The sequence below is a fragment of the Bradyrhizobium sp. F1.13.3 genome (assembly GCF_040548265.1).
GTDB lineage: Bacteria > Pseudomonadota > Alphaproteobacteria > Rhizobiales > Xanthobacteraceae > Bradyrhizobium.
The window spans coordinates 794,560-806,494 of sequence record NZ_JBEPRI010000001.1; the positions used below are offsets into that span (position 1 = coordinate 794,560).

General features: G+C 63.2%; 11 protein-coding genes. 10 read left to right on the plus strand and 1 reads right to left on the minus strand.

Features of this window, described 5'->3' with window-relative positions; translation table 11 throughout:
- Positions 1-222 precede the first annotated feature (222 nt).
- A complete protein-coding gene (locus tag ABIB66_RS03565) occupies positions 223-1,443 on the plus strand; it encodes an FAD-dependent oxidoreductase (RefSeq protein WP_354206477.1) in 1,221 nt (406 codons plus the stop codon).
- A gap of 29 nt (positions 1,444-1,472) precedes the next feature.
- Here ABIB66_RS03565 and ABIB66_RS03570 read toward each other — a convergent pair whose 3' ends face one another.
- Positions 1,473-2,609, minus strand: a complete 1,137-nt coding sequence (locus tag ABIB66_RS03570; protein ID WP_354206475.1) for a GNAT family N-acetyltransferase — start codon at positions 2,607-2,609, stop codon at positions 1,473-1,475.
- 1,211 nt (positions 2,610-3,820) lie between these two features.
- On the opposite strand from ABIB66_RS03570, the gene ABIB66_RS03575 reads away from it, so the two are divergent.
- The 9 genes from ABIB66_RS03575 to ABIB66_RS03615 all read left to right on the plus strand — a co-directional run bounded on the left by ABIB66_RS03575 (position 3,821) and on the right by ABIB66_RS03615 (position 11,910).
- Positions 3,821-4,969 (plus strand): ABC transporter substrate-binding protein, encoded by a 1,149-nt coding sequence (locus tag ABIB66_RS03575; protein ID WP_275167555.1) that lies wholly within the window; start codon positions 3,821-3,823, stop codon positions 4,967-4,969.
- Between the two features lie 232 nt (positions 4,970-5,201).
- Positions 5,202-5,906 (plus strand): GntR family transcriptional regulator, encoded by a 705-nt coding sequence (locus ABIB66_RS03580; RefSeq protein ID WP_354218090.1) that lies wholly within the window; start codon positions 5,202-5,204, stop codon positions 5,904-5,906.
- A gap of 51 nt (positions 5,907-5,957) precedes the next feature.
- On the plus strand, positions 5,958-6,926 hold the full coding sequence (locus ABIB66_RS03585; protein WP_354254143.1) for an ABC transporter substrate-binding protein: 969 nt from the start codon (positions 5,958-5,960) through the stop codon (positions 6,924-6,926).
- Positions 6,927-6,928: 2 nt separating this feature from the next.
- Positions 6,929-7,684, plus strand: a complete 756-nt coding sequence (locus ABIB66_RS03590; RefSeq protein WP_354254222.1) for an ABC transporter permease — start codon at positions 6,929-6,931, stop codon at positions 7,682-7,684.
- Positions 7,663-8,469, plus strand: a complete 807-nt coding sequence (locus ABIB66_RS03595) for an ABC transporter ATP-binding protein (protein ID WP_275167552.1) — start codon at positions 7,663-7,665, stop codon at positions 8,467-8,469. Before ABIB66_RS03590 ends, ABIB66_RS03595 begins: the two co-directional genes overlap by 22 nt.
- Positions 8,470-8,476: 7 nt before the next feature.
- Positions 8,477-9,286, plus strand: a complete 810-nt coding sequence (locus ABIB66_RS03600; protein ID WP_275167551.1) for an ABC transporter permease — start codon at positions 8,477-8,479, stop codon at positions 9,284-9,286.
- Between the two features lie 11 nt (positions 9,287-9,297).
- Positions 9,298-9,957, plus strand: a complete 660-nt coding sequence (locus ABIB66_RS03605) for a polysaccharide deacetylase family protein (protein WP_354204508.1) — start codon at positions 9,298-9,300, stop codon at positions 9,955-9,957.
- 3 nt (positions 9,958-9,960) lie between these two features.
- Entirely contained in the window at positions 9,961-10,830 is an 870-nt protein-coding gene (locus ABIB66_RS03610) for a fumarylacetoacetate hydrolase family protein (protein ID WP_354254146.1), read from the plus strand.
- 36 nt (positions 10,831-10,866) lie between these two features.
- Positions 10,867-11,910 (plus strand): uroporphyrinogen decarboxylase family protein, encoded by a 1,044-nt coding sequence (locus tag ABIB66_RS03615; protein ID WP_354204505.1) that lies wholly within the window; start codon positions 10,867-10,869, stop codon positions 11,908-11,910.
- Positions 11,911-11,935: the final 25 nt, after the last annotated feature.

The window sequence follows — 11,935 nt, forward strand, 5'->3', positions numbered from 1 at the left end:
GCGCCGCATCGACGGCCGATGAGGCGAGATGAGCCGCTGGAATGCGGACCAGCTCGCCGGGAATGGCCATCCCGAGCAAGGCGCGTGCCGGACCTCATCGGGCCGGGCAGGTCTCCGCTGCATTAACCGAGATATCGAGAAATGATCGCGTTTGCTCCTGCGATGCGACATCAGGCGTGAGAATTGCTCAGGCAATCATCATTGACCGTGGGAGCCTGCACCATGACGGCGGATAGCCTGCCCGAGCCGATTGCCGCAGCCGGCACTTCGACGATCACCGCCGACATCGCGATCGTTGGCGGCGGGCTTGCGGGCTCGCTCGCGGCGGCCGTGCTCGCGCGGTCGGGGCATCGTGTCGCTCTCGTCGACAAGCGCGCGGTCCATCCGGACGAGTTCCGGGTCGAGAAAATCGGCGGCCATCAGCTGGAGATGTTGCGCAAGCTTGGCTTCCTCGACGCGCTCGACAACGTGGCCTGCCGGTATGACCAGGTGCTCAATATCAGGGAAGGCAAGGTGGTCGATATCAGCGTCGGCCGGGCTTACGGACTTCCATATGCGGATCTCGTCGCCATGGCGCGCAGCCAACTGCCTAATCCGTCGAGCCTGATCGTCGACGAGGTCACGGCCATCAAATGCAGCGACGATATCCAGGATATCGAGCTCGCGTCCGGGAGGCGCTTGACAGCGCGCCTCGTCGTGCTGGCCACGGGCATGGCGGGCGTTCTCGGCTACAAGCTCGGCATCAAGCGGCGCGTGCTGGCCGAGCGTCATTCGGTCTCGTTCGGCTTCACGATCGCCCGCCGGGATGATGCGCCGTTCGACTTCGAGGCGCTGACCTGTTACGGCGAGCGCACGGCGGACGGCATCGATTATCTCAGCCTGTTTCCCGTCCGTGCTGGCATGCGGGCAAATCTCTTCATGTTCCGAGACCCCACCGATCCGATCATGCGCGAGTTGCGCCGCGAACCGGAAGCGACGGTTTTGCGCCTGCTGCCGGGATTGCGCGCCTACCTCGGCGATTTCCGCGTGATCGACCGGGTGCAGAATTGGGTGATGGACCTGTCCGTCGTGGAGGGGCATCTCCAGCCCGGCGTCGTGCTCATCGGCGACGCCTTCCAGACCAATTGTCCGGCCGCCGGCACCGGCGTTGCCCGCCTGCTGGTCGACGTCGAGCGCCTCTGCACCGAATATGCGCCGCGTTGGCTCATGACCGCAGGCATGGGCCAGGAGAAGATTTCGGAATTCTATTCCGATCTCGACAAGCTCGCGGCGGACCAGCAATCACTGAAGATGGCGCGCTTCCGGCAGGCCCTGACGTCCCGCAACGATATCGGCTGGGACGTGCGGCGGCGGCTGCACTTCCTGCGACGCAGTATCACCCACCGGGTCGATCAGATGCGTCCGGGCTGGCTCGCGCATGTTCGAAGCGCGCTACGCGCCTGAGAGCCGCGCCCGTCGGCGCCTCGCGCCGGTCAGCGCGTCGGCGTTGAGGTGCGGGTTGGCAGAAGCCTGAACTCCGACATTCGCTTGGCGGCCAGTTTGAGCCAAGGCGCCTGTTTGAGTGCGAATAGGGAGAAGGCGCCCGTGGTGCTGCCGGCCTGCGTGACGGTCCACATCGGCGAAGGCTCCGCGCCGAACTGCTTCTTGTAAGGCTCGTCGCCGATGGTGAAATCGAGCATCTGATCCCCACGCTCGATGCAATCCTTCGCCACCTGCTCGAACATCAGTGCGCCCAGGGACTGGCTCTTGTATCCGGCAATGTCGAAGGCGCCCATGATCACGAGGAATCTACCGCGATGGCAGAGACCGAGCACGGCCGCAATCACCTCGCCGTTCATCTTCATGGCATAGAGCCGGACAAAGGAGCCGAGACCGCGGTGCGCTATCTCGGAATAGAAGCCGTAATATTCGGGGCGCTGGAGCAAATCTCCGTCGCCATGTGCCTGAAAGCGCGGCCCGCGAAATTTCTTCATCACGTCCAGCACCTCCAGGACGGAGGCGCTGTCGCTGCAGCATGAAAAAATTACGTCCCCCTTCTTCTGGAGCTGCCGGGCTTTCTTTGCGAGCTCCTTCTGGTAGGAACGGTCCAACGCACTGGCGCGCCATTGCTCGAATGGCGTGACGAGAACGGTGGCGTAGGCATTGGTGTCCATCGCTATGCGGCGAGGCGCAGCCAGAAGGTTCTCGATCGGAAGCCGTCCATCCGGCAGCTTGGTCATCCGGAGCAGATCGAACGGGCGGACGAGGCACCGAATTTCTGCGCACGCACTCTCGTCCTTGAGCAGCTCAGAAAATAGCTGCGGGCTGCACACCGGCGCCAGATAGTCGGAGACGCGGAGGTCGGCGAATTCGACGGTCCGTATCGGGCCGCGCCGGATCCGTAGCAAGGGCAGCACCATCGCAAGGGCGCCCGTCGCGCGGTGGCGGACCACAACAACCAGAGGAGTTGCCCCCGCATGAGACGCGAGCCTGGTGTAGAGGGTGTCCAGCCAGAGCGGATGCTGGAACGCGGTGGCGGCCGAGTTGTCAAACAGCTCCGCGTAGTCGGGCGACAGGAAGTCGAATCCCTGCTCGATGGCGATGTTGAATTTGTTGCTAGGTCTGTTCATGTGCAACCAAGAAAACAGATGGCTCGGGGTGGTCGATGGAGCCGGATCTACGCTCTATAGCAGGGTCGTTGCGGGGGAGACACCGGCGGCGTGTGATTTGCATTAATCCTTCGAGCAAGGCTCGTATGGTTACCAAACCGTTAATTTCCTGATCGAGCGGCCTCGCGGCATGGAGGTCGACCTATGAGAGAAATTATAGGCCGCGCTTAAGGAAGGTCAGACGGAGGTGGACTCCGGGGAACCCGGGAGCGCGCAGCCGCGTCTGCGGTTACAGGTCTCAGGCTAAGACGCGTCGGCCGAAACAGCCACGACCGCGTCAACCCCTCTTTTCAAATATATTCCACTTTACCGAAATTCGGTTTTAGCGTATGTGTCGCTCATCCCGGCTCATCCTTGAGGGGCGATCTTGTGGTCGTCACGTTCGCGAGCCGGGCTTGCGGTGGACGCGGCAGCGTTCGGGTGCGAAAGGCTAAGGGCAGGGCGGATTGCTCTCCGTGAGCCCGAGGCTTCGTTCCGACGAGCGGCGCTGCTAGGTTCGTCTCGTCATCAGGTCGGCGGCAACGTGCACAACGCCGTCGAAACCGGTGGCGAAATGGCGAACCGTGCGTACGGCAAAACCGTGTGGTCCTGGCCGTCGTTGCTACGGTCAAGCCCTGGCGAATGCGGCATCTGCGTCAACCGGCGCGATGTCGGTGAATTTCGCTGGGACGAGGGAGGCCAAAAGGAACTCGGCTCCCGGGAGAGCACGGCATAAGCCGTCCAACCATCGCGCAGGGAAGGCCGAGTGATTGGCTACACCTGTATGCTGCTGTGCGGTTTTCCTGCGTGTGCTTTTCGCGCAGCGGACCGCGGGTGCCAGCCGGCACCCGGCCTTCCCTGCGCCCTCTTGGATAAGAGGGTGGAGTGACGAAGCAAAGCTCGGGCGAAATGCGCCGCGAGAACGCGGCTGTGCGTCCGCCTACCCAGAGAGTCCGGTTCGGGCACCGATGCCTTGTCCCTACCGATGGCTTGTCCCTAACGCTAGGGACAGACGCGTTGCTGCGATCCGCTTAGCATGGTCCGCCCGGTTGCTCGGGACCGCGGGAGGAAACGCGTATATCGGACGACATGCCTTCTGAGCAACGACGGTGCCCCTGGGGAGCAGTGCAACCTCGAGCCGGGCGCCCGATGCAGCCGGCGGAGTCATCAGAGCGGACAAGGAGGAACAGGATATGAAGATCGGTTTCGCGCGAGCCTCGCTTCTTGTGGCATGCGTCCTTTATGGAACTGCTGCTCACGCGGACATCAAGATTGGAATTGTGATTTCGGCAAGCGGCCCGGGATCCGCTCTGGGCCAACCGCAGCTCAAGACGGTTGCAGCTCTTCCGAAAGAGATCGGTGGAGAGAAGGTGACCTATATCGTCCTGGACGACGAGTCGGATTCGACTAAAGGGGTCCAGAACGCACGCCGGTTGGTGATCCAGGACAAGGTCGACGTGCTGGTCGGCTCCTCTCTGACCCCGGTGACCATGCCGATGCTGGATGTCGCGCTCGAATCGAAGACGCCGCTGCTGTCGCTCGCTGCCGCTACCGCCATCGTTCAACCGATGGATGAGAAACGCGCCTGGGCTTTCAAGGTCGTTCCCAATGACGACCTCATGGCGGCGGCCATCCTCAAGCATATCGCGAAATCAGGCGTGAAGACGCTCGGCTATATCGGCGTTTCGGATGGCTACGGCGAGGGCTACTACAAGGAGGTGAGCCGCCTCGCGCCCACGTTGGGGCTGACCGTAACCACACATGAGGTCTATGCGCGAGCCGACACCAGCGTCACCGGTCAGGCGCTGAAGGTGATGTCGACCAATCCCGATGCCGTATTCATCGCCTCCGCAGGAACTCCGGCGGTCTTGCCGCAGCAGGCGCTCCGCGAGCGCGGTTACGCCGGGAAGATATTTCAGACACACGGCGTGGCCAGTGAGGAGTTCATCAAGCTCGGTGGCGCGAACGTCGAAGGCGCCGTATTCGCGGGCGAGGCTTTCACCATTGCCGCCGATCTTCCCACGGGAGATCCGTTTCGTCGCTCGACGGAGGAGTTCGTGACCGCGTATGAAGCGGCGAACGGGCAAAAGCCCAACATGTTCGCTGCTCACCTCTGGGATGTCGTCGCGCTGATAGGAAAAGCTGCACCGGATGCACTGAAGACGGCAAAGCCTGGCACAGCCGAATTTCGCGCGGCTCTGCGCGACGCACTCGAGCGTGGGCAGAACATCTATCTCAACAATGGGCTGTCGAACATGAGCAAGGCCGATCACAACGGTTACGACGAGCGCTCGGCCTTTCTGATCAAGGTCGAAGGCGGGAAGTTCCGCCTCGCAAAGTAGCGGGGCGCCAATCAGTTTTGTACGAGCGGGTGGCGGGACACCATGCCTGCGCCGATCTGGTCCGGTGGTCCGTTTTGGGGATCCAGAGATGGCTGATCGGGGATGGGGGCGCTCCATTCCCGGGGCGTCCAATGGGGCGTGAGATGAACAAGAAAAATCGATTTTCGATTTTCTATTGACCCTTTCGCGTTGCCTTGCCATCATTCGACCCATGGGTCCGCTTCAGTTTCACATGACCGGAGGCCCCGGGGATGGTCCGCGCAGCCTGACATCGGCGTTGCATGAGCGCTTGCGCGCCGACGTCCTGGCGACGCGGCTGCTTCCAGGCCAGAAGCTGCATATTGCCGGCCTCGCCAAGCAGTTTTCCGTGAGCCTTGCCGCCGTACGTGAGGCACTTTCCCGACTGGTGGCCGACGGGCTCGTGCTGGCGTCCGACCAGCGTGGCTTCCGGGTGAGCCCGGTGTCGCTCGCTGATCTCGCCGACGTGACGCAGACCCGGATCGATATCGAAGGCCTTGCGCTCCGTCGCTCGATCGAGCGGGGCGACGATGCCTGGCTTGCCTCGGTGAAATCCGCCTGGTCGGACCTGAAGGCGGTTCCCTATCGCTACCCCGACGATCCGACGGTGCATTATGAAGAGTGGGTGGTCCGCCATCGCATCTTCCATCGTGCGCTGGTCAATGCCTGCGGCTCACCGTGGCTGCTCGGCTTCCGCGACGTGCTGCACGAACAAAGCGAGCGATATCGCCGCCTCTCGATCCGCAGGGAAGTCGGCAAGCCGCGCGACGTTGAGGCTGAACACAGGGCGATTGTCGCTGCCGTCGTCAAACGCGACGCGGACGCGGCGGTTCGCGCATTGTCAAAGCACTTCGGCATCACCAAAGAGTTTGTCGAACTCGCCGCGCCTCGCATTGCGGAGGTGAACGGCGCAAACTGACGATCCGGAAAAATCCGGCAAAGAAAAACAGAGACCGGGAGGAAACAGATCATGAAAATAACTCGCCGCAAGGCGCTATTGGCGTCGCTCTTCGCAGCCGGCGTGCTCGCCGGCCCTGCCACTGCCGCCGAAACCATTCGCGTCGGCCTGCCGACCAAGACCTACTGGCCGACGACGATCGCCGAGACGGCCGTGCGGCAGAAATTGTTCGAGAAGGAAGGCATCCAGGCCGAGCTGACGATCTACCGCAGCGGTGCAGAGACGTTCGAAGGCATGGCTGCGGGCGCGGCCGATATCATCCTCGATCCGCCCTCGCTGGTCTCCGCGGGGCGCAAGAAGGGTGTGATGTCGCGGATCGTGGCCAATGCCGCGATGGGAAATTTTGGCTGGCAGTTGATGGTCCCGACCAAGTCGACGCTCGACGTCAAGGGCCTCAACGGCAAGAAGGTCGCGATCACCGCCGCCGGCTCCGGTTCCGACCTGCTCGCACTGTGGACACTCCAGGACAAGAAGATCGATTTCACGCGCGTCCCGGTTGGCGGCGGCGGTCTGGTGCCGAACCTCCTAGCGGGCAACGTCGAGGCCGCCGTGGTCTATTCGCCGCTGAGCTTCCAGATCTCGAAATCGGGCGAAGCCAAGTCGATCCTCGATTACGCCACGGCGGTGCCGCCGAACCTCACGGCAGGCTGGATCGTGCTCGACAAATTGGCGGAGACAAAGCCTCAGCTGGTTCAGAAGGCGGTGAACGCCCTCTATGGCGCAGTTGCGTTCATGCGCGCCAATCGGGACGTGACCGTCAAGCTGATCGCCGAGCTCTACGAAATGCCGGCCGAGATCGCCGCCCTGGAATACGACAACACGATCATGAAGCTCGAGACCAGCGGCGACATGGGCGCGCCCGACGTGAACGCGGCCGTGCAGCTGTCGCTGGACCTCGCCAAGCTCGGCGGGCTCAAGGACATCGTACCGGTCGAGGAAGTGATCTCGACCAGGTTCAAGCCGGTTCCGACCAAGCCGTGACGATGCAGAACTCACTCGCCATCAAGCTTGCACGGATCGCGATCGTCATCGCGGTCCTGGCGCTGTGGGAGGTGCTGTCGCGCACCGGCATCGTCAATCCGCGCCTGCTGCCCTCGGCGTCCGACACGTTCGCGACACTCGGCGACCTCCTGCAGCGCGCGGCCGTGCGGAAAGACCTGATGGTGACTGCGACCGAAGTACTGGCCGCGTTCGCGTTAGCCGTCCCCTTCGGCGCCGCGATCGGCTTCCTGGTTGCGGAGAACCGCTACTTCGCTGACGTGGCCAAGCTGCTGCTGTTCTTCGCCTTCAGCATCCCGAAGTCGATCTTCCTGCCGATGTTCATCCTCGTACTCGGCGTCGGGTTCGCCCAGAAGGTCGGCTTTGGCTTCTTCTCCACGATCTTCATCGTGATCATGTCGACGACCACGGCGGTGGAGTCGGTCAAGGTCGAGCATCTCACGGTGGCGCGCTCCTATGGCGCAACTCCGATGCAGACCGCGTTCCGGGTCTATCTGCCGAGCATGCTGCCGGTGCTGCTCGAGGCCCTGCGAATCTCCATGATCTTCAACCTCACCGGCGTGATCCTTGCCGAGATGTACGCCTCGCGCGACGGCATCGGCCACCAGATCGCGACCTGGGGCGAGAACTTCCAGATGAAGCAACTCCTCGCCGGGGTCGTGATGGTCGCCGCGATCGCCATGACCTTCAACGAACTTGTCAGATGGGTGGAAACGCGATGCAGCCATTGGCGAACGTGACCCCGTTGAAGCCTCCCGCGCGCGCCGGCGCGATCGAGGTGAAGAATGTTGGGCAGGTCTTCAAGACCAGGTCTCAGGACGTCGTCGCCCTGGAAGACGTCTCGCTCGATATCAAGCCGGGTCGCTTCGTCGTGCTGGTCGGCCCGAGCGGTTGCGGCAAGTCGACCCTTCTGATGATGATGGCGGGCCTGCGCCAGCAGACCTCGGGCTCGATCACCATCAGTGGCGCGCCGATTCTGCAGCCCGACCCGGACAGGGTCGGCGTGGTGTTCCAGGAGGCGAGCCTGTTTCCCTGGCTGACGGCCGAAGACAATGTCGAGTTTCCGCTGGCGCTGCGTGGCGTGCCCAAGGCGGAGCGCCGCGCCAAGGCGCAGGATGCGCTCACGCTGGTCGGCCTCGACGGCTTCGGCAAGCGCCATCCGCACGAGTTGTCAGGCGGCATGAAGCAGCGCGTCTCGATCGCGCGCGGGCTGGTGCAGGACCCGCCGGTGCTGCTGATGGACGAGCCGTTTGCTGCCCTCGACGAGCAGACCCGCATGACCATGGGTGACGAACTGCTGCGCATCTGGGCGGCGACCGGCAAGACCGTCGTCTTCGTCACACACAGCCTCACCGAAGCGGTCTATCTCGCCGACGAGGTGATCGTGATGTCGGCGCGGCCCGGCCGCATCGTCGATCATCTCCAGGTCCAGCTGCCGCGGCCCCGCACCTATGAGATGCTGAGCGGCGATGCCTTCGGGAGCTTGCGCGACCGCATCTGGCGGCATATCCGCAAATCGGCCTGAGGCGGAGATGAGCGCCAAAATAAGTGCGAAGACGCTGCGACGTCTGATCGTGATCGGCTTGATCGCGCTGTGGGAGCTGTTGCCGCAAACCGGTCTCATTCCCGAGCTGTTCTTGCCGTCGCTTTCGTCGACGCTGATGGCCGGATGGACCGACGCGGCCGAATACGGTCACGCGCTCGCAGTGACGCTTTATGAGGTGCTGATCTCCATGGCCTTCGCCTGCGGCGGCGGCATCCTGCTTGGCGCTATCGTCGGCAGCCTGCCGCGTCCGCGCGTCCTGATCATGCCGATGGTGTCGAGCCTCTATGCCGTGCCGCTCGTGATCCTCTATCCCGTCTTCACGGTGTGGCTCGGCATTGGCTCGGAATCCAAGATCGCCTTCGCCTCGATTTACGGCTTCCTGCCAACGATGCTGGCCACCGCCGCCGGCATCCAGACCATCGACCCTCAACTCCTGCTCGCGGCACGCAGCATGGGCGCCACGCTGAGCCAGCGGCTGGTTCGCGTCATCATTCCCGCGGCGATTCCGACAGTGCTGTCGGGGCTCCGCGTGGGAGGCGCACTGGTGATCGTTGGCGTCGTCGTCTCGGAGATGCTGATCTCCTCGGCCGGCATCGGTTATCTGATCTCGCGCTACCGCACGATCCTCGATAGTCCGCACGTGTTCGCCGGCGTCCTCCTCGTGCTGTTCATGGCGATCGCCTTCAACGCCGCGATCCGGTGGATCGAACGCAAGGCGGCGATCTGGCAGACCGGCACGCGCGCTGGTCAGGCCAACGATGACATCGCATCGGGCGCGATGCAGCCAGCGACCTGAGGAAATTCCGCGTGTTTGATCTGACCCTGACATTCGACAACGGCCCCGATCCCAACGTGACGCCGCGCGTGCTCGACATTCTCGGAGAGCGCGGCATCAAGACCACGTTCTTCGTCATCGGCGAGAAGCTCGCCGATCCCGCGCGGCATGGCCTTGCAATCCGGGCGCACGGGGAGGGGCACTGGATCGGCAATCACACCTTCACCCACAGCGTCCCGCTCGGCGAGCAGCCGGATCGCGCGACCGCGAAGAACGAAGTTGGCTGCACGCAAGCCGCGATCGGTGATCTCGCCCATCCGCAGCGCTGGTTCCGGCCGTTCGGTGGCGGCGGCAATCTTGATACGCGGCTGTTGAAGCCATCCGTCGTCGACTATCTCGCCCGCCACAAGCATAGCTGTGTGCTCTGGAACGCGATCCCCCGCGACTGGGACGATCCCGACGGCTGGACCGAGCGCGCCGTTGTCCAGTGCGGCCAGCAGCCCTGGACGCTGATGGTTCTGCACGATCTTCCGACCGGAGCGATGGACCATCTGGAGCGGTTCCTCGACCGCGCCGAGGCGGCCGGCGCCCGTTTCCGCCAGGAGTTCCCGCCACAATGCGTTCCGATCCGTAATGGCGCGATCGCACTTCCGATCAACGACTATGTTTCCTCCATCGAAGAGAGCGTTTGACTGATGAAAATCGCAAGTTTCACGATCGCCGGTACCGCGAGCTTTGGTATTGTCACCGACAACGGCGTCATCGATGCCGGCAAGCGTCTCAAGGCCTATCCGACGCTGAAGACGCTGCTTGCCAAGGGATCGCTCGACGAATTGAAGAAGCTTGCCGGCGAGAAGCCCGACCACGCGCTGCAGGACGTCACACTGCTGCCGACGGTCCCCGATCCCGACAAGATCTTCTGCATCGGCGTCAATTACGCCACCCATCTGGCCGAGAGCGGCCATCCCACCCCGCCACACCCGATGATCTTCACCCGCTTCGCCAACAGCCAGGTCGGACATGGCCAGCCGATGATCCGGCCGCTCGAATCCGAGCGCTTCGACTATGAGGGCGAGATGGCGGTTGTCATCGGTAAGGCCGGCCGCCGCATCTCGCGCGAAGCCGCATTGAGCCATGTCGCCGGTTATGCCTGCTACAATGATGGCAGCATCCGCGACTGGCAGCGCCACACCTCGCAATTCGCCCCCGGCAAGAATTTCGCCGGCACGGGCGGCTTTGGGCCCTGGATGGTCACGACCGACGAATTGACCGACGTCAGCAAGCAGACGCTGATCACGCGGCTCAACGGGGTCGAGGTGCAGAAGGCCCCGATCTCCGATCTCGTCTTCGACGTGCCGGCCCTGATTGCTTATTGCTCCACCTTCACCGAGCTCGCGCCAGGCGACGTCATCGTCACAGGCACGACCGGCGGTGTCGGCGCTTATCGTAATCCGCCGCTGTGGATGAAGGGCGGCGACATCGTGGAGATCGAGATCTCCGGGATCGGGGTCCTCAGCAATCCCGTCAAGGACGAAGCGCCGGCCAAGGCGACGCGCGCGGCCTGATTGGCCGCGCTCCACAGCAATAAGAAGGAGACCGTCATGCCGATGCCAACGCATATCCTCCCGACCACGGTGGTCGGAAGTTATCCGCAGCCGGAATGGCTCGTGAATCGCGCCATGCTGTCGAAAGTGGTGCCGCGCACGCGCCTGCACGACATGTGGCGGCTGCCAGCGGAACATCTGGAGGAGGCCCAGGACGATGCGACGATCGTCGCGATCCGCGACATGGAGCGCGCCGGTATCGATATCGTGACCGATGGCGAAATCCGCCGCGAGAGCTACTCCAACCGCTTCGCCACGGCGCTCGACGGTATCGACGGAGACAATCCCGCGATGATCGTAGCACGCACCGGTAACACCCAGACCCCGGTGCCGCGCGTCATCGGGCCGGTGAAACGCAAGGGGCCGGTCGAGCTGCACGACATGCAGTTCTTGCGCAGGAACACCGATCGTGCAGCGAAGATCACGCTGCCGGGTCCGTTCACCATGAGCCAGCAGGCCAAGAATGAGTTCTACAAGGACGACGAAGAGCTCGCGATGGCCTTGGCGGAGGCCGTCAATGCCGAAGCGCTCGATCTGCAAAGAGCAGGCGCGGACGTGATCCAGCTCGACGAGCCCTGGGTGCGGAACAATCCGGAGTCCGCCAAGCGCTACGCCGTCAAGGCGATCAACCGCGCGTTGGAGGGCATCACAGTGCCGACCGTCGTGCATCTCTGTTTCGGCTATGCGGCGGTCGTGCCAGGCTCGAACAAGCCGGCAGGCTATTCGTTCCTCGCCGAGCTCGACGATACGACTGCGGACCAGATCTCGATCGAGGCGGCGCAGCCAAAACTCGACCTCGGTGTTCTGAAGGATCTCTCGTCAAAGAAAATCATGCTCGGCGTGCTCGACCTCGCAGACCCCCAGATCGAGAGCGTCGATACGGTCGCCGACCGCATTCGCAACGGCCTGAAATATGTGTCGCCTGATCGTCTCGTTCCGGCGCCCGACTGCGGCATGAAATACATGCCACGTGCTGTCGCGTTCGGGAAATTGAAGGCGATGTGCGATGCGGCGGCCAAGGTTCGGCAGGAGCTTGGTTGACGAGGTTCCGAGCCGCTCGCAAGTA